Genomic DNA, 20,788 nt, shown 5'->3' with positions numbered 1-20,788 from the left:
AAGTGTGGCGACACATGGAGCTGACAGATACTAATCGATCGAGGACTTAACCAATTTGAATGTATGCTTACTGTTATCTAGTTTTGAGAGAACACTCTCAATGGTTTGGTGGCGATAGCGAAGAGGTCACACCCGTTCCCATGCCGAACACGGAAGTTAAGCTCTTCAGCGCCGATGGTAGTCGGGGGTTTCCCCCTGTGAGAGTAGGACGCCGCCAAGCCATTACACGTAAGTGTAATATATGGAGGATTAGCTCAGCTGGGAGAGCATCTGCCTTACAAGCAGAGGGTCGGCGGTTCGAGCCCGTCATCCTCCACCATTCCTATCATACATAAGTTGGCGTATTAAGCCGGTGTAGCTCAATTGGTAGAGCAACTGACTTGTAATCAGTAGGTTGGGGGTTCAAGTCCTCTTGCCGGCACCACCTTTATATGTTATACTATATAAGTCTCTTGTAATAAGAGCCATTAGCTCAGTTGGTAGAGCATCTGACTTTTAATCAGAGGGTCGAAGGTTCGAGTCCTTCATGGCTCACCATGTTTTTCTTGCGGATGTGGCGGAATTGGCAGACGCGCTAGAATCAGGCTCTAGTGTCTTTACAGACGTGGGGGTTCAAGTCCCTTCATCCGCATTGCCAAACGCGGAAGTAGTTCAGTGGTAGAACATCACCTTGCCAAGGTGGGGGTCGCGGGTTCGAATCCCGTCTTCCGCTCCAACTATACTATACCATCCATGCCGGGGTGGTGGAATTGGCAGACACACAGGACTTAAAATCCTGCGGTAGGTGACTACCGTGCCGGTTCAAGTCCGGCCCTCGGCACTTATTGTTGCGCCCGTAGCTCAATTGGATAGAGCGTTTGACTACGGATCAAAAGGTTAGGGGTTCGACTCCTCTCGGGCGCGCCATACATACTTTTGAAAACGGGAAGTAGCTCAGCTTGGTAGAGCACATGGTTTGGGACCATGGGGTCGCAGGTTCGAATCCTGTCTTCCCGACCATTTTGGGGCCTTAGCTCAGCTGGGAGAGCGCCTGCTTTGCACGCAGGAGGTCAGCGGTTCGATCCCGCTAGGCTCCACTTGATTTTAATTGTTTTTTGGCGGTGTAGCTCAGCTGGCTAGAGCGTACGGTTCATACCCGTGAGGTCGGGGGTTCGATCCCCTCCGCCGCTACCATTGGACCTTTAGCTCAGTTGGTTAGAGCAGACGGCTCATAACCGTCCGGTCGTAGGTTCGAGTCCTACAAGGTCCACCACTTATACGGAGGAATACCCAAGTCTGGCTGAAGGGATCGGTCTTGAAAACCGACAGGGGTGTCAAAGCCCGCGGGGGTTCGAATCCCTCTTCCTCCGCCATATCTAATTTAATTATCATCGCGGGGTGGAGCAGTTCGGTAGCTCGTCGGGCTCATAACCCGAAGGTCGCAGGTTCAAATCCTGCCCCCGCAACCAAAAAATGGTCCGGTAGTTCAGTTGGTTAGAATGCCTGCCTGTCACGCAGGAGGTCGCGGGTTCGAGTCCCGTCCGGACCGCCATTTATAAAAAGGCTCGGTAGCTCAGTTGGTAGAGCAACGGACTGAAAATCCGTGTGTCGGCGGTTCGATTCCGTCCCGAGCCACCATTTAATTTAATATTGTTTTGGCGGTTGTGGCGAAGTGGTTAACGCACCAGATTGTGGCTCTGGCACTCGTGGGTTCGATTCCCATCAATCGCCCCAAACAACATGCGGGTGTAGTTTAGTGGTAAAACCTCAGCCTTCCAAGCTGATGTCGTGGGTTCGATTCCCATCACCCGCTCCATTTTTATATTGTCATGGGCCTGTAGCTCAGCTGGTTAGAGCGCACGCCTGATAAGCGTGAGGTCGGTGGTTCGAGTCCACTCAGGCCCACCATGATGATTTTTCCACAGTAGCTCAGTGGTAGAGCTATCGGCTGTTAACCGATCGGTCGCAGGTTCGAATCCTGCCTGTGGAGCCATACGGAGAAGTACTCAAGTGGCTGAAGAGGCGCCCCTGCTAAGGGTGTAGGTCGTGTAAGCGGCGCGAGGGTTCAAATCCCTCCTTCTCCGCCATAAGGCCCGTTGGTCAAGCGGTTAAGACACCGCCCTTTCACGGCGGTAACACGGGTTCGAATCCCGTACGGGTCATTAAAAAAACCTTGCATAGTGGGACTGACCCCCGTTTTTGAGACAGGGATCAAAACACCTTCATACAGCCAATTGCCGATATTGTATCGGCGATTGGCTGTTTAGTTTCGTTTGAATACGAATATTGTTATAATAATGAATGTATTCTATGGCAGTGCGTTCTACGATGGTCGTCGTAGTTCGATCAATGCTGTTAAGATAGAACGTTTCAGACTTTAGTGAGGAATGAAACGATTCGATGGAGGCATTATCAGCGGGCGTCCCTTTGCGGGACATGCTCAGGGTAATGCCTTTTGTTTTAACAGCTTTCTGATACTCATAAGATGTATAAACAGAACCTTGGTCACTATGTAACACGCAGTTCTCTGGCAGTGCGGGCAGCTGATCAAGTGTGTGTAAGACAAAGTCTGTGTCCTGTCTATCGCCAATTGTAAAAGCAATCACTTCTCCATTGTATAAATCCAATATACTGGAAAGATACAATTGTTTCTGCCCATAAGGCAAATATGTGATATCCGTTACTAGCTTTTCCAGAGGGCGATCAGACTGAAAGTTTCGATCCAATATATTCTCGGCCACGGCATATGGCTGCCCATCTTTCTTGCGCTTTTTCACCTTAACCCGGCATTGCCACTGATTCTTCTGCATAATGCGCTGAACCGTTTTATGATTCACACGCATTCCCTTTTTTAATATGGCTGTGATTTTCCGATAGCCATATCGAAACTTGTGTTCTCGGCACAACGTGCCGATTTGTTTTTCTAAATGGCATTTAGGGTTATCTTTCATCAGATTCTTCTTCCAACGATAATAAGATGCTCGTGAGATACCTAAATGAATACAGATATCCTGTATGGTCATTGTGCCGCGCAATGCTTCTACAAGCTCGACTGGCGTTTCGCTATCAGCTTCCTTTCCAATTCGTTGTACTTTTTTAAAACTTCATTCTGTTGTCTCAGATAACGATTTTCTGCCTGCAGTTTCTCTAATTCGGAAGAATACTCCGGGCCTTTTCCGTAAGTGTATTGCTTTCCGACAGGCTGTTCGAATCGATGTGTATCCCCAGTCTTATGCCATCTAACCCATGTCTGAACCTGTGTCTTATTCTTAATATTCAATTCCTGCATGATCTCTTTCATAGGCACGCCTGCCAATCTCATTTCTACAGCCTTCTGTTTCACTTCAACCGGATAACTCACTCTTGTCCCCATAGAAAAAACACCTCCAAGTCTAATTTCGGCTAACAATCATCCGTTTTCAAACTTGAAGGTGTTTTTTGTTTGTCTCATCTTATGGGGTCAGTCCCTAGTATGCAAGGTTTTTTATTATGCGTTCATAGCGTAAATGGTAAAAGACAGGTATGTGGCAAAAGCGCTCCATAATAAATAAGGAACCAGAAGCCAGGCTGAAGCTTTACTGTATTTACTGGCAATGAGCAACAGAATGAGTGTTGTCACCGCCACAAGCAGGCAATCGATAGATGCAGCAAGCAAATTTTTCTGTGTGAATTGAAAATAGCTGAATCCTTGATTCACGATATAATTGATGAGAAGCATCACCCAAAAAGCTTTGGATTCTTTACATGAAAACTTTGCGTATATTAAGGCTGCTGTGAGCGAAATAAGCGCAAACAAAACCGTCCATATGATGCCGATCACTGATCTGCTCGGCGTCCAGTCAGGTTTTTGCAGCGCGTCGTACCATTCCCGGTCGATGGGAAAGAGAACCCCCGCTAAAGAAAACAAGACATATGTAATGATAAATACAATAATCGCACTGATATACTTCTTTTTCATTTGTTCCCTCCGTCATTCAATGTCAATACGTTAGTTCCCTTTTTTTGGAAAGATTAAACTTTTTAAAAGGTTTATGCACCATTAAGTGTATGGGTTTTCAGTGTGAAAATGCAGCAAACCATTTATTTGTATTCAAAAACCCCGGCAGGCCGGGGTTTTAATCAGCATGAAGATCGCCGAATGTCGTCATAATTCCTTCTTCGTCAAGTTCCTGTTCATATTTTTCGTGTGCTTTGCTTGGATACACGGAAATGTTTTTGCCGGTAATATCTGTCGCGATAAAGTTTTCATAATCCTCAGCATAGCCGATGTTTTCTTCTGAGTTCATTGTCATATCCCCGTAGCTGAGCGGAGGATCCTCTAAATCCTGAGGCGTTTCTGAGTTTCCGTATTCCTCAACATCCTGATAAGCATCTTCACTATCGTAAGCCGCCCGGATTGATTCATCATCATCAAATTCAAACTGTCCGAACGGTGTTTCCTCTTCAATCGGCCTGTCTTTGGAAACGGCATCCTGCGAGGAATATTCCGCCAATGTCGTAGCCGTCGGCAGAGCTTCGAGTCTGTCATAAGGAATGTCCTTGCCGCTGACTTCACATGTGCCGTATGTGCCGTTTTCAATTTGTTTCAGAGAGTAATCAATGTCGCGAAGGTGCTCCCGTTCATGGTCGAGCAGAGCCAGGTCTTTTTCCCGCTCGTATAATTCGGTCGCCTGATCGCCGGGATGATTGTCATAGGAAGACAATTCGCCGGATGACTGATACGGGAATTCATCAGTTAACTGAAATTGATCATTTTCTTTAAAGCGGCTTAAAATATCATGTCTGGCTTCTTCCAATTCTTTTTTTAAGTGTGTGATCTGTTCGTTTGTAAGCACATCAATCCCTCGTTTCTATGTGATGCTTACTGTTAGTATGAACGCTTTTGCGCAGAAAAATGGTGGATAAAAATAGTCATTTTCCCATGAGGAAGTAAAAGGATACAGTGATTGCCGAGAGTGGGGAAAGAAAATTCAAGTTTGTTTCTTTATTCATTTGCGCAAAAAGGTTTATAATAAGAAATGCAGGCATTTTGTCGTGCTCAAATCTGTGTGTTTGACACAAAGTCATCACAGGTGTATTGTATTAAAAGCATTTAACGGATTATGGAGGAATGTCTCATGGTGACAACGGTGCAGCATACGTTCCGAGAGGAAGCAGATCATGCATTACATAAAGCCAAACAAGTCAACCATGCTGTCTTATTGAGCTATTCAAGACGTATTGCGTCTTTAGACCCTCTATCATTTTTCAAAGACGGAGCAAAAAAATATAAAGGCAAACGATTTTTTTGGTCAGAACCCGGTAGTGAATTAACAATAGTCGGTCTTGGCACAGAAGCGCTGTTCCAATCGAATGAAAAAAATGGAAAGCGTTATCACGACGTTTTTGAACAATGGGAGCGCTTTAAAAAGACGGCTTTTCATATTCATGAAGAAGAAGAGGCGGCGCATACCGCGGTCGGCCCTGTTTTATTCGGCGGCTTTTCATTTAATCCCGCTGAAGAGAGAGGAGACGAATGGAACGGGTTCGAAGAAGGACTGTTCTTTATCCCCTCACTCATGCTGACAAAGACGGCAGATGGTGATTATTTAACCGTCAATCAATGGGCAGCAGACGGTAATCAGGCAGAAGATACGCTGAAACGTCTGAAATCTTTTTCGGAAGCTTTTTCAGTTTCTTCAATTGAGTATGAAGAATATCCTGTTTTAACAAAAGCGGAAGAACTTGATGTGGAAAACTGGCTTGAAGCCATTAAAACAGCAACAAATGATATGAAAGCAAATCAATATGATAAAGTCGTGCTGGCAAGGGAAGTTGTTTTGTCATATGATGGGCCTATTCCGGCGGAGAGCGTTGTCCGTAAGCTTTTGACAGACCAAACGACAAGCTATGTTTTTGCGATTGAGCAGGGAGATAAATGCTTTGTCGGCGCTTCACCGGAACGGCTGATCAAAAAATCCGGCAAAGACGTCATGTCCACCTGTCTGGCAGGTTCAATTAAGCGCGGAGAAAATCAACAAGAAGATGACCGTCTCGGCAAGGAATTGCTGCATGACGAAAAAAATCTCGCGGAACATGATTTTGTGGTTCAGATGATACACGATTCTTTCTTGTCGAGCTGCAGCGATGTGAAAAAGCCTGCAGGTCCGCAATTATATAAAACAAAAAGTGTTCAGCATCTATATACGCCGATCACAGGCCATCTTAAAACGTCCGCTTCGCTGTTTGATTTAATTGAAAAGCTGCATCCCACACCGGCATTGGGAGGAGCTCCCCAGCAGAAAGCTGTTGAAGTTATCGCTGATATTGAACCGATGACACGCGGATGGTACGCGGCACCGATCGGCTGGATGGACGGCGGGGAAAACGGAGAATTTGTCGTGGCTATCCGATCAGGACTGATTGAAGGCAAAAGTGCGCGGCTTTTCGCAGGCTGCGGTATTGTTGAAGATTCAGATCCGCAATCAGAATATGAAGAAACACAAATTAAACTAAAGCCGATGATCTCTGCTTTAGGAGGTGAAAGGCTTTGACAAACCCGATTACACATTATATCGGAAGCTTTATTGATGAATTCGCTCTATCGGGTGTCACCGACGCGGTTGTTTGCCCGGGATCGAGGTCAACTCCCTTGGCGGTTTTGGCGGCGGCCCACCCGGATATTCAAGTCCATATACAGATTGATGAACGGTCCGCAGGTTTTTTCGCACTCGGTCTTGCAAAAGCCCGCCAGCGTCCGGTCATGCTGATTTGTACGTCAGGAACGGCAGCGGCTAACTTCTATCCGGCCGTGATTGAAGCTCATTATTCAAGAGTGCCGCTTATTGTCCTGACTGCTGACCGGCCTCATGAATTGAGGGAAGTGGGGGCGCCTCAGGCGATTAACCAGCATTTTCTGTTCGGTAACTTTGTTAAGTTTTTCACAGACTCGGCTCTGCCTGAGGAAAATCCTCAAATGCTGAGCTATATCAGAACATTGGCCGGCAGAGCCGTAAGTGAAGCCGGGAAGCGTCCGATGGGGCCGGTCCATATCAATGTGCCGCTCAGAGAGCCTTTGATGCCGGATTTATCAGCCGGACCTTTTGAAAGAATGAGAAAGGGGCGGCACGTCTCAGTCACAACAGGGATTCAGTCAGCTGATCAAGATTCTCTCTGTCATATTACAGAGCGTCTTGCGGGGACCGAAAGAGGTATGATCGTCTGCGGCGAAATTCACGGTGAAGCAGAAAAGCAGCAAATCATCGCGCTTGCCGAGATGCTTCAGTTCCCGATTTTGGCTGATCCGCTTTCAAACCTCCGAAACGGGGAGCATGATAAGACGCTGATTATTGATGCTTATGACTCGTTTTTAAAAGATGAAGAAATAAAAGAGGCGCTGCGCCCTGACGCTGTGATCCGCTTCGGTCCGATGCCGGTTTCCAAACCGCTCTTTTTATGGCTCAGAGATGATCCTGCCATTGAGCAGTTTATCGTCGATGAAGACGGAGGATGGAGAGATCCCACCCAGGCCGGCGCGCATATGATTCATTGCCATCCGTCGGTGTTTTTGGAAGCGGTCCGTTCAGCTGAAACCGGAAAACGGCCGTCCGGATGGCTTGAGAAATGGCAATTTGTCAATGACCGGTTCCGGAGTCATTTACAGGCCGCGAACATGGATGATTTATCATTTGAAGGAAATGTATATCGTCAGCTTCAGCACCTTGTCCCTGAAGGCAGTTCGATTTTTGTCGGCAACAGCATGCCGATTCGCGACGTGGATACGTTCTTTGAAAAACAAGATCGTTCCTTCCGTGTTTATGCCAACCGCGGCGCTAACGGCATTGACGGAGTTGTCTCCTCGGCTATGGGACTGTGTGAGGGTACAAAAGCTCCTGTCACGCTTGTAATTGGAGATTTATCGTTTTACCATGATTTAAACGGGCTGTTAGCGGCTAAAAAACTTGGAATTCCGCTTACGGTTATTTTAATAAACAATGATGGCGGCGGGATTTTCTCGTTTTTGCCGCAGGCATCTGATAAGACTCATTTTGAAGAACTGTTCGGTACGCCGACGGGTCTTGATTTCCGGCATGCCGCCGCACTGTACGGCGGGACGTATACTTGCCCTGAGACATGGGAAGCATTTAAGGATGCGTATCAGCCGCAGGCGGACAAGCCCGGACTTCATATAATCGAGCTGAAAACAGATCGGACATCAAGAGTTCAATTCCATCGCGATCTGCTGCAGGACGCAGTGCGGGAAGTGAAAAAAGAATGGAAACTGTAACTGTTAAAACGGCCGACGGTGTATGCTATCGGACTGCTGATAGCGGACACGAATCGTCTGAAGCTATTGTTTGTCTGCATGGATTTACGGGCAGCAAAGAATCATGGATGTTTTTACGCGGCATGTTTCCCGGCGAACGAATGGTGATGATTGACTGCCTGGGTCACGGGGAGACAGACGCGCCTGGGCAAGCGGCAAGGTATAGTACGAGCCGGCAGGTTGCGGACCTTGCCGCCGTTTTTGATCAATTAAAACTTCACAAAGTGAAACTTATTGGTTATTCTATGGGGGGGAGACTTGCGTATTCCTTTGCACAGGCATTTCCGCATCGGGTGTCAGCGCTTGTTTTGGAAAGTACAACCCCGGGCCTGAGCACGCTTCAGGAACGCAAGAAGCGGATTCAGTCAGACCGGAAGCTTGCTGACTTTATATTGCGGGAAGGTATAACATCGTTTGTCGATTATTGGGAGAGCATTCCGTTGTTTGCCACGCAGCTTTCTCTGCCGGACAGCGTAAAGGCATCCATCCGTGCCGGCAGGCTGAAAAATAATCCGTCCGGACTTGCAGGCAGCCTGCTCGGAATGGGGACGGGCTCACAGCCTTCCTGGTGGGAGGCATTACACCGCATCAAGGCGCCCGTCCTGCTCATATGCGGTGAATGGGATGAAAAGTTTTGCGCTATTAATCAAAAGGTGCATAACCTGCTCCCATCAAGTAAAATAGAGGTTGTCAAACAGGCGGGGCACACGGTACATGTGGAACAGCCGCGAATTTTTGGTAAGATAGTAAGTGAGTTTTTATACGGCTTGTAAAGCATAAAGAAAATAGCTTTTCGGCCGGACTCAGGCAAAAATGAAGGAGGTCATATCAATGGCTGCAGAATGGAAAAGTGAACGTCAGTACGATGAAATCCTGTACGAGACGTATAACGGTATTGCAAAAATAACAATTAACCGCCCGGAGGTACATAACGCATTTACTCCTAAGACGGTATCAGAAATGATTGACGCGTTTGCTTGTGCGCGTGATGACTCCAATATTGGTGTCATCGTTCTTGCGGGAGCGGGAGATAAAGCATTCTGTTCAGGCGGAGACCAAAAAGTACGCGGTCACGGCGGATATGTCGGAGACGATCAGATCCCGCGTCTGAATGTGCTTGATCTTCAGCGTTTGATCCGTGTTATTCCTAAACCGGTCGTAGCGATGGTATCAGGCTATGCCATCGGCGGAGGCCATGTGCTTCATATCGTCTGTGATTTAACGATTGCGGCCGATAACGCGATTTTCGGCCAAACCGGACCGAAAGTGGGAAGCTTTGATGCCGGTTACGGCTCAGGTTACCTGGCGCGTATCGTCGGACATAAGAAAGCCCGTGAAATCTGGTACCTGTGCCGTCAATACAACGCGCAGGAAGCGCTCGACATGGGGCTTGTCAATACGGTTGTCCCATTAGAGAAACTTGAAGAGGAAACAATTAAATGGTGTGTAGAAATGCTTGAGAAAAGCCCTACAGCCCTTCGTTTCCTTAAAGCGGCATTTAACGCAGATACAGACGGCCTCGCCGGAATTCAGCAATTTGCAGGAGATGCAACGCTTCTTTATTACACGACTGACGAAGCGAAAGAAGGCCGCGATTCCTTTAAAGAGAAACGCAGTCCCGATTTCGGTCAATTCCCTCGTTTTCCGTGATCAGATGACACTACGAAACAGCTTGAGCCGCTCTGGTCCAAGCTGTTTTCTTTTCAAAAAAAGTACTTTTACCTCGGAGATGATAACATGCTGACAGAACAGCCGAATTGGCTCATTCAAAGGGCTCAGCTGACACCAGAGAGAATCGCTCTCATATTTGAAAACAAACAGATGACATTCAGAGAATTATATCATGCTTCTAAACAAATGGCCGCGCGGCTGTCCAAATACTGCTCGCTTAAAAAAGGAGACCGTGCCGCGATTTTGCTTTCTAACAGACCGGAAATGGTTTATGCCGTTCACGCCTGCTTCTTATTAGGGGCGGAAGCTGTGCTGTTGAATACGAAACTCTCAAAACAGGAACGGTTGTTTCAGCTCGAAGATTCACAGGCAAAGCTTTTATTGACGGAGGACGGTTTTTGCCGCGAAGATTATGAATCTGCGGTCGCCGCCGCGGACGTGGACGAGCTGCAGGCCAAAGCCGCGGGAGACATGGAACCTGAAGCTTATGTAACGCTTGATGATACGGCGACTCTCATGTATACGTCAGGAACAACGGGAAGGCCGAAGGGGGTGCAGCAGACTTTCGGTAATCATTATTCCAGCGCTGTATCGTCTGCGCTGAATCTGGGGGTCACGGAGCGGGACCGCTGGCTTATTGCGCTGCCGCTGTTTCATATCAGCGGTCTGTCTGCGCTGTTTAAGTCGGTCATTTACGGCATGCCTGTCGTGCTTCATCAAAAATTTTCTGTCACCGATGTGCTTGACAGCATCAGCTGCCATCAGGTCACGATCATTTCAGCGGTGCAGACCATGCTTTCGGGCCTGCTTGCGGAAACTGAACAATGTCCTGAATCACTGCGCTGCATTCTGCTTGGCGGGGGGCCGGCACCGCTGCCGCTCCTTGAAGAATGCCGCAGGAAACAATTTCCGGTATTCCAATCTTACGGCTTGACTGAAACCTGCTCACAGATTGTCACGCTTTCTCCGGAATTCAGCATGGACAAGCTCGGCTCGGCCGGTAAACCGCTGTTTTCATGCGAAATTAGAATTGAAAAAGACGGAAACCCTTGTGCGCCGTTTGAACACGGTGAAATTACGGTGAAAGGCCCGAATGTGATGAAAGGGTATTATCATCGTGACGACGCAAACCAGGCCGCTTTTCATAATGGATGGTTTAAAACGGGCGATCTTGGCTATTTGGATGATGAAGGGTTTTTATACGTGCTGGACAGGCGGTCGGACCTCATTATTTCAGGCGGAGAGAACATCTACCCGGCAGAAGTGGAAGCGGCGCTGCTTGCCCATCCGGCTGTAGCGGAGGCCGGTGTTTCGGGAGCAGAAGATCCGAAGTGGGGGAAAGTGCCGCATGCTTTTCTCGTGCTGACTTCTTCTGTCAGTTCTGAGGAGCTGACCGCCTTTTGCCGTGAGCGGCTTGCAAAATATAAAATACCGGCTGCTTTTTTCGCGGTTGACGAGCTCCCGCGGAACGCGTCCAATAAACTGATGAGACATCGGCTGAATGAGCTTCGTAAAGGAGAATTGTCATGATTAAGATTGAAAAAATCACCCTTTATCATGTAAGTATGAGGCTGAAAAAACCGTTTAAAACAAGTATTGAAACGCTGCAGGACCGTAAATTTTTGATCGTGGAAGCGATCGATGAAACCGGGAGAACCGGCTGGGGGGAGGTATCGGCGTTTTCTTCTCCGTGGTATACAGAAGAAACGATTCAGACATGCGCGCATATGCTGAGAGATTTTTTCATCCCGAATGTCGTAGGCCGCGAGTTTTTCCATCCGTCAGAGGTGCCTGACAGTCTCGCGCGTTTCAAAGGAAACCGCATGGCAAAAGCGGGGCTGGAATCAGCCGTGTGGGATCTATATGCCAAGAAAAAAGGGATATCACTCGCAGAAGCCTTAGGGGGCAAAAGAGATAAAGTGCCCGCCGGCGTGGCGGTGGGTCTTGCTTCGGCTGATGAGATGCTTCGGGAAATTGAGCAATACGTAAAAGAAGGTTATCAACGTATAAAAATAAAAATTCAGCCCGGCCATGACGTTGATCTGGTCAGAGCCATCCGCAGCCGTTTTCCGAACGTACCGCTGATGGCGGATGCCAACTCGGCATATGAACTGAAAGACATCAGCAGGCTGAAAGAGTTGGATGAATTCCAGCTCATGATGATAGAACAGCCGCTTCAGGCAGATGATATTGTCGATCACCGCCACCTGCAGAAACACTTGAGAACCGCGGTATGCCTTGATGAAAGCATATGCTCATATGATGACGCAAGGCGGGCGATTGAGCTTGGGAGCTGTAAAATCATTAACATAAAACCGGCGCGTGTAGGAGGCCTGACAGAGGCTTTAAAAATACATGACTTATGCAGAGAGCATCACATGCCGGTTTGGTGCGGCGGAATGTTTGAAACCGGCATTTCGAGAGCGCAGACAGTCGCGCTTGCTTCGCTGCCGCAATTTACGATACCGGGTGATATTTCCTCATCAGACCGATACTGGGAGGAGGATATTGTCACTCCCGACATCCATATCGAAGAGGGGTTCATCTCTGTTCCGGACGGTCCCGGACTGGGTGTCGAAGTCAATCAGGAAATAATGAGAAAATACGTCACCCAAATGGACGTTTTTACGACAAACAACTGATAAAAAGACATTTCAGCGAGTTGAGCTGCCTGTATGCTGCTGTTATATTGAAACTGTTCATCATCACCCCTTCCCCCGTTTGAACCGGCTGTATCAGCCGGTTTTTTTAATGAGCGGACACTTGACAAATGTGAGTGTGTGCGATAATTTTGCACAAAGGAAACTTTTTGTCCTGTATCAATCATTTGTTCTTAAATATAAAGAATTGTCATAAGACTGACATCAACATCACATTTAAAAGAGAACGGGACAAAGGAAAGGGGACGGATATGAAAAAAAGCAGTGTAATGGCGTCTGTGCTGATGGTTTGTTTTGCATTGTCTTCATGCAGCTCTGAATCTTCAGGCGGACAAAAAGGAAAGCTCACGATTACGGCTACCACTTCTCAGGTGGCTGACACCGCTGAACATATCGGCGGAGACCATGTTGAAGTGACGTCACTGATGGGGCCTGGAGTCGACCCGCATCTTTATAAAGCATCACAAGGAGATACGAAAAAATTAACGGAGGCGGATGTTGTTTTATACAGCGGACTTCACTTAGAGGGGAAAATGGAGCATATGTTAACGAAAATCAGCAGGCAAAAGCCGTCCGCAGCAGTGGCTGAATCAATACCGAAGGAGAAATTGATTCCAGCGGGTGAGAATATGTATGATCCGCATGTATGGTTCAGCATTCCGTTATGGCTGTATGCCGTTGACGAAATCGAAGCGCAATTAAAAAAAGCAAAACCGGAATATGCAGACGACTTTACAAAAAACGCCCAAGAGTATAAAGAGAATTTGAAATCTTTAGATAAAAAATCGAGAGAAAAGATCGGGACAATTCCCGAAAAAAGCCGTGTACTAGTTACGGCACATGATGCCTTTGCGTATTTTGGCAAGGAATACGGATTTGAGGTCAGAGGACTTCAAGGGCTGAGCACGGACTCTGATTACGGACTGAAAGATGTTCAAAAGCTTGTCAGTCTGCTTGCGGATAAGGAAATTAAAGCTGTGTTTACGGAAAGCAGCGTATCGAAAAAGTCAATAAACGCGGTTGTTGAGGGCGCCAAAGAAAAAGGTCATGATGTTTCGGTCGGCGGCTGGCTGTATTCAGATGCCATGGGCGAAAAGGGGACAAAAGAGGGCACGTACGCCGGTATGATCGCCCATAACATAGATACGATTGTCAGCTCATTAAAATAAACAGGAAGGGAGAGAATGACGTGTATCCTGTCAGCATTGAAAATGTGACGGTAGCCTATCACAAAAAACCGGTCCTGCAGAACGTCACCATGCAGGTGCCGGAAGGAAAACTGATCGGGATTATCGGGCCGAACGGAGCCGGAAAATCAACGTTGATAAAAGCTGTTTTAGGATTAACGCCAAGCGCCTCCGGAACGGTCTCTATTTATGGGAAATCATCAGAAAAGGAGCGGAAGAGGATCGGCTATGTTCCGCAGCGCGGTTCTGTGGATTGGGATTTTCCGACAAGCGCTCTGGATGTCGTTTTAATGGGAAGATATGGGCATATCGGCTGGTGCAGGCGTCCGAAAAAACGTGATATTGATTTTGCTGAAGCCTGTTTGGATAAGATCGGTATGCTTGATTATGCCAAAAGGCAGATCAGCCAGCTTTCAGGAGGCCAGCAGCAGCGGGTTTTTCTGGCCCGGGCTTTATGTCAGGATGCGGATATATACTTTATGGATGAACCGTTTGTGGGAGTTGACGCCGCTACGGAGCGGGCGATTATCACGCTGTTGACGGAATTAAAACAAAAAGGAAAAACCGTGCTCGTCGTCCATCATGACCTGCAGACGGCAAAGGAGTATTTCGATTGGATGCTGCTGCTGAACATGAGAAAGATTGCTTTCGGACCGACTGAACACGTGTTTACAATCGAAAATTTACAAAAAACGTACGGAGGAAGGCTTGCATTTTTGAAAGATCACCTCCTGGCCGAAGGGGGAACGGGCTGATGGCGCTGCATCATATATGGCTTCAGCTTCAGGAACCGAATACCCAATGGGTGTTGGCGGGAACTTTGCTTCTCGGCATGGCAAGCGGCGTGCTGGGAAGCTTTGTGCTTCTCAGGAGGCAGAGTCTGATCGGCGACGCCATGGCTCATTCGGCTTTGCCCGGAGTATGTCTTGCGTTTCTCATTGCCGGAGAAAAGACGATGCTGTTCTTCTTGATCGGAGCGGCTGCCGCGGGGCTTGCTGGAACTTGGTGCATCCAGAACATCACGGAGCATTCAAAAACGAAGGAGGATTCTGCGATCGGCATCGTATTGTCCGTGTTTTTCGGGATCGGCATTATTCTTCTGACCTATATTCAAAGACTCGGTTCCGGAAGCCAGAGCGGGCTTGATTCTTTTTTATTCGGTCAGGCGGCGTCACTCGTTAAACAGGACATTGTCATCATCGGAGTCATTTCTGCCGTTCTGCTTTTATTGTGCGCCGTCTTTTTTAAGGAATTCAAATTGATCACATTTGATATGGCATTTGCGAAAGGGGCGGGACTGCCTGTCAGGTTTCTGAACGGACTGCTGGTTTTTTTAATTGTTTGTGCGGTTGTGATCGGGCTGCAGACGGTCGGTGTCATCTTAATGGCGGCCATGCTTATTACGCCGGCGATCGCCGCAAGGTATTGGACGGAGCGTTTAACGGTCATGATCGTGCTGTCCGGATTAATCGGCGGGTTATCCGGTGTGGCGGGAACGCTTTTAAGTACGACGACGGACGGTATGGCGACCGGGCCGTTAATTATTTTAAGCGCGGCTTCCGTTTTTCTGTTTTCTCTATTATTCGCTCCGGATCGCGGACTGGTGTCAAAGACGGTTAAACTTTTCCGGCTGAGAAAAAAGACCGCTTTTGAGCAAACGCTCTCAGCTATTTACGAGATGAGTGAACAAACGAATGAAACCTCAGTCACCGGGCAGATGTTGAAAAAAGAATGGGAGCGCCCTATCAGGAAACTGGAGAAAAAGGGATACCTCAAGCGCAGCGGAGCCGAACAATGGCGGATGACGGAGGCAGGGCTGACGAAGGGATACGAAATTGTCTTATCACAGCGCATGTATGAAGTTTACCTCATGCATGAAACGGAACTGGCCGGTATAGAAACGGCCGCCAGGGACGAATTTCATCCGGATCTTCTGCCGAAAGAACTGAAAGAAAAGCTTTTGCAGCTTTTACGATTGCACGGGCGAATGCCGAATGAATCACTTCAAAAGGAGAAGGGAGGCGCTTACAATGAGTTATGAAGCGTGGATTATCGCAACGGGAATCTTAGTCGGCGTGAGCTGCGCGTTAATCGGCACTTTTCTTGTGCTGAGAAACATGGCGATGCTTGCTGACGCGATCAGCCACACGGTGCTGCTCGGAATTGTCGGCGCTTTCCTTGTGACGGGAGCCCTTAACGGAATTCCGATGTTTATCGGAGCTGCGGCATCCGGGCTGCTGACGGCTTTTTTCGTACAGTTTCTGCACAGTAAAGGCGTGCAGTCTGACGCGGCTATCGGTGTCGTTTTTACGTCCTTGTTTGCGATCGGCGTCATTCTGCTGTCTGTATACGGCAAACATGTACATCTTGATATAGAACATTCGCTTATGGGAGAAATTGCTTTCGTTCCGTGGAATACAGCTCAGCTGTTCGGCTTCGATATCGGCCCTAAAGCGTTTTGGATGATTTTATCTGTGCTTATCATCAATGTGCTGTTGATTGTCTGCTGCTATAAAGAATTTAAAATCGCCGCCTTTGACCCGGAAATGGCGATAGCCATCGGCATTCCTGTCCTGGTCATTCATTATGTGCAGATGGGTATGCTGTCGCTTACGACGGTTGCTTCTTTTGATTCAGTGGGAGCGGTTTTAGTCGTTGCGATGCTGATTGTACCGCCTGCAGCCGCCTATTTACTGACAAACCGCCTTTCTTCCATGCTTTTCATCAGCGCGGGTATCGGCGGGCTGTCAGCCGTATTGGGATATGGCGCCGCCACATGGCTCAACGTGTCAATTTCAGGTGCGATGGCTGCGATGACCGGCGTGTTTTTTCTGCTGGCCTTTCTGTTTTCTCCGGCTCAAGGGCTGATTTCAAAAAGGCTTGCGGCGCGGAAATTAAAAAGAGCTGTATAAAACAGCTCTTTTCTTTTATAAATCATGCGGTTTAAAGGTTTTGCAATCCGTTTCTTCACTTTTTTCAGCGGTTTCGCCTGTATGGCTGACCACATAAATAGCGTCGGCCGTGCATTTGTTTCCTCTGCCCCAATATGAACAGTTATTGACTTCACACAGAATTTTTTGGTCCATGCTGGCTCCCCTCCAAGATAAAAGGTACGCCATTAGTATGAGCCGCCCTGATTTCTGTTATTCCTCCTGGCGGATATAACGTCTGTCTTTCATAAAGAGCTTCCAGAAGAAATAAAACCCGGGAAACAAAATGATGAAAGCGACGATATACGTCATAAACAGCGCCCTGAAGGTTGCCGGCTCCGTAAATCCTGACATGACCGTAATATCCGGGTAAATCATATAAGGAAGATGCGCCCGTCCGTATGCATAGCTTGCCAGAAAGTATTGAAGCGCAATGGCGATCATGGCGATTCTCGGTTTGCCGAGGTTGCGGCCGAAGCGCTTATTCGGCAAAAACAGAGCCACACCGGCAATGATAAATGTAATGACAGACAGAATGAGCCATGTCTTGTCTTTCATCATCCCCGTATACAGCCAGCCGGCTTCAGAGCGTAATGTCAGCATAATGAAGAAGGCAAACAGAAGCGACAGCGGCCCTGTTAGTAAAGAGCTCCGTCTGTAGATGCGGTACGCATGCTCCTCTTCCGCAACATTTGAAAAATCGGCCAGAAGCAGTGAAGATAAAAATAAAGTGCTTAAAATGGCAAAGCCGATAAACGCATACGCATTAAGGCTTGTAAAGACATTTGCCAAATTCAGGTGATACACGCCGCCCGTCTTCTCAATAAATCCTCCGTGTGTGACCGGAAGGACCAAAATCAGCACAGCGGGAATAATGAAGCCCGAAATTCCGGAGATATATCTCATGATTTTTCTTTCCTTCGCAGTATTGGAGAAGACGAGAAAGCCGCTGCGGATGGCCAAAAGCAGCAAAATAATACTCCCCGGGATCAATAAAACGGTTCCCAGCACGAAGGTTGCCCCTGGAAAGAAGCTGAATAGGGCGACAACGATCGCGACGATAAAGACGTTGGTCACTTCCCATGTCGGGGACAAATAACGGTTGGCGATGTTTGTCGCCTTTGTTTGTTCTCTATTTAAATAAATCATCGACCAAAAGCCTGCTCCGAAGTCCATCGTTGCCATGACCGCGTAGATAAACACGAAGCCCCATACGATTGATATCGCAATGAGAGCATCCATGGTAATGTCCATTTCAATTCAGCCCTTTCTATTGTTAGGATTCCGCCGCTTTTACATCCTCCTCAACGGGATGTTTGCGGAAATAATAAAGCAGCACATAAATGACTGCGGCTGCCAAAATGGCGTAAACGACCGTAAACAGGATGAACAGCAAACCGATTGAACCGGTTGTCGTGACGACATCAGACGTTTTCAGGAGATGGTAAATCACCCATGGCTGCCGCCCCGTACAAGCGAATATCCACCCGAATTCAATTCCGATCAGACTGAGCGGTCCTGCGGTTAAAAATAAAATCAAAAGCCAAGTCGGAAAGCTGTCTTTCTTTAAAATTTTTCTCCAAACGATGCCGATGATTGAGTACAAAATGAGCAGCATCCCGATGCCGACCATTCCGTTAAAAAGTGTATGGATGAATAAAGGCGGCCACTCGTCTTTCGGAAACGCGTTCAATCCTTTGACGACGGTATCAAAGCTGTTTGCAGCCAAAAAGCTTAAAGCCCAGGGTACTTCTATCGCCCATTTTACTTTTTCTTCTTTTGCGTCAGTAAAACCCCCGATCGCAAGCGGAGCGTGTGATCTAGTTTCAAACAGCCCTTCTGCGCCCGCAAGCTTCTCAGGCTGGTATTCGTAAAGAAGCTGGGCTGACTCGTGACCGTTTAAAGAGGCAAGAATGGAAAAGATTCCGCCGATCGTTAAGGCGAGCAGCAGCGCTTTTCGGTGAAAGCGGTATACCTGCTCCTGTTTTCTCGTTCTCAGCATTTTATAAGCCGCAACTGACGCAACGATAAATGCACCGGTCATGAAAGCCGTCAGTACGACATGGCCCGCGGTGGTGAAAAAGCTTGGATTAAAAAACGCTGCCCAAGGTTCGACATCAGTGATTTTGCCGTTTAAAATTTTAAAGCCGGCCGGCGTTCCTTCAAATGCGTGAACATTTGTGATTAAGACGGCGGATGCCGCGGCGCCGATCAAAACGAAAATAACGGCAATGATGCGCATCGCCGGAGTCAGCCGGTCAGCGGCGTAGACATAAATGGACATAAACAGCGCTTCGATAAAGAAAGCATAAATTTCAATCTGAAACGGGAGTGACATCACCCTGCCGATGACTTCCATGAATCCGGGCCACAAAAGGGCAAGCTGTGTACCCGCGATCGTTCCGGTCGGTATCGCCACGCCGAGCAGAACAGCCTGCGCCTTCGTCCACCTTTTCGCCATAATGGCATAATGCGGATCTTTTGTTTTCTGATAAATCAATTCAGCCATTAAAATCATCAGAGGCAAGCCGACACCAAGCGTCGCAAAAATAATATGAAAGCCCATGGTTGTCCCGAACAGGCTTCTGGCTAACACTAAATCATCCACGATCATAAACCGCCTTTCTAAATTACCGTTTTATGTAATGTGGTTATATTATTTGCTGAAGCGATTAGATTATTCTTCTGATTCCATATATGTGCAGGGTTTAGAAACCAAGGGATCAGGGCATATATGATTGACAAGCGGTTATTTAAGGTTTAAAATAAAACGTAATCATTACGATTTGAGAAAGGGAGATCAGCATGAAAAAAGATATTCATCCGGATAACCATCAGGTGATTTTTCAAGATGTGAACAGCGGCTACCGCTTTTTAAGCCATTCTACGAAAACGTCAGAGGAAACGGCAGAGTGGGAAGACGGAAAAACATACCCGCTGATTAAAGTAGAAGTCAGCTCAGATACGCATCCGTTTTATACAGGCCGCCAAAAATTCAACGAAAAAGGCGGGAGAGTCGAACAGTTCAACAAAAAATACAATATGGGGAAATAAGACAAGCCCAATGGGGTTTGTCTTATTTATTGAGCACTTTGTCATCTCGTGCGGGGAGTGACGAATTGACCCGCCTTATGTTATATTGTGAATAAAAAAGCAGAAAGGAAACACCAAGATGAGTCTTCTAAACGATATCATGCAATTTAATGAGCAGTTCACTAAAAACAAAGATTATGAAAAATACCAAACATCTAAATTCCCGGATAAAAAGATGGCGATTTTGTCCTGTATGGACACGCGTCTTGTAGAATTGCTTCCGCATGCGATGAACATGCGAAACGGCGATGTGAAAATTATTAAAAGTGCCGGCGCGCTTGTCGCCCACCCGTTCGGAAGTATCATGCGCAGCCTTTTAGTGGCCGTATACGAATTAAACGCCGATGAAGTCTGCGTTATCGGCCACCATGATTGCGGCATGAGCAAAATCAACAGCGAGGATATGCTTGATAAAATTATCGACCGCGGTATTCCGAAAGAGCGGATTGACATGCTGAAGCACTCAGGAGTTGATCTTGATCAATGGCTGAAAAGCTTTGATTCAGTAGAAGCGAGTGTTACAGACAGCGTAAACGTCATTAAACACCATCCGCTATTCCCTGACAATGTGCCGGTGCACGGTCTGGTGATTGATCCTGAAACTGGTAAACTTGATCTGGTGATCGACGGCTACCAGCATATGGACTAATGTTTTTGTTTTTTGTCCGGTACGGGATCAACACCGCCCGGATGAAAAGGGTGGCACTTTAAAATCCGCTTCAGTGTCAGCCATCCGCCTTTTAATGCGCCGTGAGTCTTGACGGCTTCGATTCCGTACTGTGAACACGTCGGATAAAAGCGGCATGACGGGGGTGTCAGCGGAGAGATGAACTTCTGGTATCCGCGGATGAACGCAATCATTATGGTTTTCATCAAAAAACCACCTTTCTGATGCTAGTATAGAAAAAAAATTTCAGATTGAAAAGCTTCCGCCACAATTCTTATCGGAAAACTGTGTTATAA

General features: G+C 47.4%; 19 protein-coding genes, 21 tRNA genes and 2 rRNA genes (1 of these 42 running past the window's edge). 35 read left to right on the top strand and 7 right to left on the bottom strand.

The features are described 5' to 3' along the window. From U2H13_RS14810 to U2H13_RS14700, 23 genes are all read left to right on the top strand, one after another. Positions 1-54, top strand: a 23S ribosomal RNA gene (locus U2H13_RS14810) (it extends 2,876 nt beyond the left edge of the window). Between the two features lie 50 nt (positions 55-104). Then, positions 105-220, top strand: a 5S ribosomal RNA gene (gene rrf / locus U2H13_RS14805). Positions 221-243: 23 nt separating this feature from the next. Beyond that, a tRNA-Val gene (locus U2H13_RS14800) sits at positions 244-319 on the top strand. A 29-nt stretch (positions 320-348) separates the two neighbouring features. Continuing rightward, positions 349-424 (top strand) — tRNA-Thr (locus U2H13_RS14795). Positions 425-461: 37 nt separating this feature from the next. Next, positions 462-537: transfer RNA gene (locus tag U2H13_RS14790), tRNA-Lys, on the top strand. A 10-nt stretch (positions 538-547) separates the two neighbouring features. Next, a tRNA-Leu gene (locus U2H13_RS14785) sits at positions 548-631 on the top strand. Positions 632-640: 9 nt separating this feature from the next. Next, positions 641-715, top strand: a tRNA-Gly gene (locus tag U2H13_RS14780). A 19-nt stretch (positions 716-734) separates the two neighbouring features. After that, a tRNA-Leu gene (locus U2H13_RS14775) sits at positions 735-820 on the top strand. A 9-nt stretch (positions 821-829) separates the two neighbouring features. Further along, positions 830-906 (top strand) — tRNA-Arg (locus U2H13_RS14770). A gap of 16 nt (positions 907-922) precedes the next feature. Continuing rightward, positions 923-999: transfer RNA gene (locus tag U2H13_RS14765), tRNA-Pro, on the top strand. 4 nt (positions 1,000-1,003) lie between these two features. Then, positions 1,004-1,076: transfer RNA gene (locus U2H13_RS14760), tRNA-Ala, on the top strand. A 20-nt stretch (positions 1,077-1,096) separates the two neighbouring features. Further along, positions 1,097-1,173 (top strand) — tRNA-Met (locus tag U2H13_RS14755). A 2-nt stretch (positions 1,174-1,175) separates the two neighbouring features. Continuing rightward, positions 1,176-1,252 (top strand) — tRNA-Ile (locus tag U2H13_RS14750). A gap of 7 nt (positions 1,253-1,259) precedes the next feature. After that, positions 1,260-1,352 (top strand) — tRNA-Ser (locus U2H13_RS14745). A gap of 19 nt (positions 1,353-1,371) precedes the next feature. Then, positions 1,372-1,448 (top strand) — tRNA-Met (locus U2H13_RS14740). 6 nt (positions 1,449-1,454) lie between these two features. After that, positions 1,455-1,531 (top strand) — tRNA-Asp (locus U2H13_RS14735). Positions 1,532-1,541: 10 nt separating this feature from the next. After that, positions 1,542-1,617: transfer RNA gene (locus U2H13_RS14730), tRNA-Phe, on the top strand. Between the two features lie 20 nt (positions 1,618-1,637). Next, positions 1,638-1,713: transfer RNA gene (locus U2H13_RS14725), tRNA-His, on the top strand. 8 nt (positions 1,714-1,721) lie between these two features. Next, positions 1,722-1,795, top strand: a tRNA-Gly gene (locus tag U2H13_RS14720). Positions 1,796-1,810: 15 nt separating this feature from the next. Further along, positions 1,811-1,887, top strand: a tRNA-Ile gene (locus U2H13_RS14715). 10 nt (positions 1,888-1,897) lie between these two features. Beyond that, positions 1,898-1,972 (top strand) — tRNA-Asn (locus tag U2H13_RS14710). Between the two features lie 3 nt (positions 1,973-1,975). Further along, positions 1,976-2,066 (top strand) — tRNA-Ser (locus tag U2H13_RS14705). A 3-nt stretch (positions 2,067-2,069) separates the two neighbouring features. After that, positions 2,070-2,141, top strand: a tRNA-Glu gene (locus U2H13_RS14700). 60 nt (positions 2,142-2,201) lie between these two features. Here the strand turns inward: U2H13_RS14700 and U2H13_RS14695 are convergent. The 3 genes from U2H13_RS14695 to U2H13_RS14685 all read right to left on the bottom strand — a co-directional run bounded on the left by U2H13_RS14695 (position 2,202) and on the right by U2H13_RS14685 (position 4,814). Beyond that, positions 2,202-3,352, bottom strand: a protein-coding gene (locus U2H13_RS14695; protein ID WP_121692599.1) for an IS3 family transposase whose coding sequence is annotated in 2 segments (ribosomal slippage) — positions 2,202-3,079 and positions 3,079-3,352 — 1,152 coding nt in all. Because the reading frame shifts where the segments join, the coding sequence is not laid out codon by codon here. A gap of 114 nt (positions 3,353-3,466) precedes the next feature. Further along, positions 3,467-3,937 (bottom strand): TspO/MBR family protein, encoded by a 471-nt coding sequence (locus U2H13_RS14690; protein ID WP_121984738.1) that lies wholly within the window; start codon positions 3,935-3,937, stop codon positions 3,467-3,469. 157 nt (positions 3,938-4,094) lie between these two features. Continuing rightward, positions 4,095-4,814: a TraR/DksA C4-type zinc finger protein gene (locus U2H13_RS14685; protein ID WP_007613312.1), complete on the bottom strand. Its 720-nt coding sequence runs from the start codon at positions 4,812-4,814 to the stop codon at positions 4,095-4,097. Between the two features lie 282 nt (positions 4,815-5,096). On the opposite strand from U2H13_RS14685, the gene U2H13_RS14680 reads away from it, so the two are divergent. From U2H13_RS14680 to U2H13_RS14635, 10 genes are all read left to right on the top strand, one after another. Then, positions 5,097-6,512: an isochorismate synthase MenF gene (locus U2H13_RS14680; RefSeq protein ID WP_376700514.1), complete on the top strand. Its 1,416-nt coding sequence runs from the start codon at positions 5,097-5,099 to the stop codon at positions 6,510-6,512. After that, a complete protein-coding gene (menD, locus tag U2H13_RS14675) occupies positions 6,509-8,245 on the top strand; it encodes a 2-succinyl-5-enolpyruvyl-6-hydroxy-3-cyclohexene-1-carboxylic-acid synthase (RefSeq protein WP_014418712.1) in 1,737 nt (578 codons plus the stop codon). The genes U2H13_RS14680 and menD overlap by 4 nt, the downstream gene beginning before the upstream one ends. Then, positions 8,233-9,057, top strand: a complete 825-nt coding sequence (gene menH, locus U2H13_RS14670) for a 2-succinyl-6-hydroxy-2,4-cyclohexadiene-1-carboxylate synthase (RefSeq protein WP_376700513.1) — start codon at positions 8,233-8,235, stop codon at positions 9,055-9,057. The genes menD and menH overlap by 13 nt, the downstream gene beginning before the upstream one ends. Before the next feature lie 58 nt (positions 9,058-9,115). Next, entirely contained in the window at positions 9,116-9,934 is an 819-nt protein-coding gene (gene menB, locus U2H13_RS14665) for a 1,4-dihydroxy-2-naphthoyl-CoA synthase (RefSeq protein ID WP_376700512.1), read from the top strand. 87 nt (positions 9,935-10,021) lie between these two features. Next, positions 10,022-11,485 (top strand): o-succinylbenzoate--CoA ligase, encoded by a 1,464-nt coding sequence (locus U2H13_RS14660; RefSeq protein ID WP_376700511.1) that lies wholly within the window; start codon positions 10,022-10,024, stop codon positions 11,483-11,485. Next, complete coding sequence (gene menC / locus U2H13_RS14655; protein ID WP_025649760.1) at positions 11,482-12,597, top strand: o-succinylbenzoate synthase; 1,116 nt, start codon at positions 11,482-11,484, stop codon at positions 12,595-12,597. The genes U2H13_RS14660 and menC overlap by 4 nt, the downstream gene beginning before the upstream one ends. 269 nt (positions 12,598-12,866) lie before the next feature. After that, positions 12,867-13,784 (top strand): metal ABC transporter solute-binding protein, Zn/Mn family, encoded by a 918-nt coding sequence (locus U2H13_RS14650; RefSeq protein WP_110124310.1) that lies wholly within the window; start codon positions 12,867-12,869, stop codon positions 13,782-13,784. A 20-nt stretch (positions 13,785-13,804) separates the two neighbouring features. Further along, complete coding sequence (locus U2H13_RS14645) at positions 13,805-14,557, top strand: metal ABC transporter ATP-binding protein (protein WP_072177721.1); 753 nt, start codon at positions 13,805-13,807, stop codon at positions 14,555-14,557. Beyond that, entirely contained in the window at positions 14,557-15,843 is a 1,287-nt protein-coding gene (locus U2H13_RS14640; RefSeq protein ID WP_017418425.1) for a metal ABC transporter permease, read from the top strand. Before U2H13_RS14645 ends, U2H13_RS14640 begins: the two co-directional genes overlap by 1 nt. Then, positions 15,833-16,714 carry a metal ABC transporter permease gene (locus U2H13_RS14635; RefSeq protein ID WP_017418424.1) on the top strand — a complete coding sequence of 294 codons (882 nt, stop codon included), beginning with the start codon at positions 15,833-15,835 and terminating at the stop codon, positions 16,712-16,714. The genes U2H13_RS14640 and U2H13_RS14635 overlap by 11 nt, the downstream gene beginning before the upstream one ends. A gap of 15 nt (positions 16,715-16,729) precedes the next feature. Here U2H13_RS14635 and U2H13_RS14630 read toward each other — a convergent pair whose 3' ends face one another. From U2H13_RS14630 to U2H13_RS14620, 3 genes are read right to left on the bottom strand one after another with little or no spacing between them, the layout of a single operon-like run. After that, positions 16,730-16,888, bottom strand: coding sequence for a DUF1540 domain-containing protein (locus U2H13_RS14630; protein ID WP_007408842.1), 159 nt, complete (start codon positions 16,886-16,888; stop codon positions 16,730-16,732). A gap of 57 nt (positions 16,889-16,945) precedes the next feature. Beyond that, entirely contained in the window at positions 16,946-17,986 is a 1,041-nt protein-coding gene (locus U2H13_RS14625; RefSeq protein WP_014418703.1) for a cytochrome d ubiquinol oxidase subunit II, read from the bottom strand. A gap of 22 nt (positions 17,987-18,008) precedes the next feature. Then, a complete protein-coding gene (locus U2H13_RS14620; protein WP_015418060.1) occupies positions 18,009-19,340 on the bottom strand; it encodes a cytochrome ubiquinol oxidase subunit I in 1,332 nt (443 codons plus the stop codon). 197 nt (positions 19,341-19,537) lie between these two features. Here U2H13_RS14620 and U2H13_RS14615 point away from each other — a divergent pair, with 197 nt between their 5' ends. Together U2H13_RS14615 and U2H13_RS14610 are read left to right on the top strand one after the other, a co-directional pair. After that, positions 19,538-19,786 (top strand): type B 50S ribosomal protein L31, encoded by a 249-nt coding sequence (locus U2H13_RS14615; protein WP_003152229.1) that lies wholly within the window; start codon positions 19,538-19,540, stop codon positions 19,784-19,786. Positions 19,787-19,904: 118 nt separating this feature from the next. Beyond that, positions 19,905-20,474, top strand: coding sequence for a carbonic anhydrase (locus tag U2H13_RS14610; protein WP_003152233.1), 570 nt, complete (start codon positions 19,905-19,907; stop codon positions 20,472-20,474). Here the strand turns inward: U2H13_RS14610 and yidD are convergent. Beyond that, a complete protein-coding gene (gene yidD / locus U2H13_RS14605; RefSeq protein ID WP_007408838.1) occupies positions 20,471-20,698 on the bottom strand; it encodes a membrane protein insertion efficiency factor YidD in 228 nt (75 codons plus the stop codon). The genes U2H13_RS14610 and yidD overlap by 4 nt on opposite strands. Positions 20,699-20,788 lie beyond the last annotated feature (90 nt).

Source organism: Bacillus sp. A1 (assembly GCF_042296235.1).
In the GTDB taxonomy this organism is placed as follows: Bacteria; Bacillota; Bacilli; order Bacillales; family Bacillaceae; genus Bacillus; species Bacillus velezensis.
Note: the sequence above shows the minus strand (reverse complement) of the source record. Positions and strands in the feature narration are given on the sequence as shown.

What these genes read in the sequence shown, in the direction of transcription:
- U2H13_RS14690 (WP_121984738.1), bottom strand. Translation starts at nt 3,937, where the DNA reads ATGAAAAAGAAGTATATCAGTGCGATTATTGTATTTATCATTACATAT.
- U2H13_RS14680 (WP_376700514.1), top strand. Translation starts at nt 5,097, where the DNA reads ATGGTGACAACGGTGCAGCATACGTTCCGAGAGGAAGCAGATCATGCA.
- menH (WP_376700513.1), top strand. Translation starts at nt 8,233, where the DNA reads ATGGAAACTGTAACTGTTAAAACGGCCGACGGTGTATGCTATCGGACT.
- menB (WP_376700512.1), top strand. Translation starts at nt 9,116, where the DNA reads ATGGCTGCAGAATGGAAAAGTGAACGTCAGTACGATGAAATCCTGTAC.
- U2H13_RS14660 (WP_376700511.1), top strand. Translation starts at nt 10,022, where the DNA reads ATGCTGACAGAACAGCCGAATTGGCTCATTCAAAGGGCTCAGCTGACA.
- menC (WP_025649760.1), top strand. Translation starts at nt 11,482, where the DNA reads ATGATTAAGATTGAAAAAATCACCCTTTATCATGTAAGTATGAGGCTG.
- U2H13_RS14650 (WP_110124310.1), top strand. Translation starts at nt 12,867, where the DNA reads ATGAAAAAAAGCAGTGTAATGGCGTCTGTGCTGATGGTTTGTTTTGCA.
- U2H13_RS14640 (WP_017418425.1), top strand. Translation starts at nt 14,557, where the DNA reads ATGGCGCTGCATCATATATGGCTTCAGCTTCAGGAACCGAATACCCAA.
- U2H13_RS14635 (WP_017418424.1), top strand. Translation starts at nt 15,833, where the DNA reads ATGAGTTATGAAGCGTGGATTATCGCAACGGGAATCTTAGTCGGCGTG.
- U2H13_RS14630 (WP_007408842.1), bottom strand. Translation starts at nt 16,888, where the DNA reads ATGGACCAAAAAATTCTGTGTGAAGTCAATAACTGTTCATATTGGGGC.
- U2H13_RS14625 (WP_014418703.1), bottom strand. Translation starts at nt 17,986, where the DNA reads ATGGACATTACCATGGATGCTCTCATTGCGATATCAATCGTATGGGGC.
- U2H13_RS14615 (WP_003152229.1), top strand. Translation starts at nt 19,538, where the DNA reads ATGAAAAAAGATATTCATCCGGATAACCATCAGGTGATTTTTCAAGAT.
- U2H13_RS14610 (WP_003152233.1), top strand. Translation starts at nt 19,905, where the DNA reads ATGAGTCTTCTAAACGATATCATGCAATTTAATGAGCAGTTCACTAAA.
- yidD (WP_007408838.1), bottom strand. Translation starts at nt 20,698, where the DNA reads ATGAAAACCATAATGATTGCGTTCATCCGCGGATACCAGAAGTTCATC.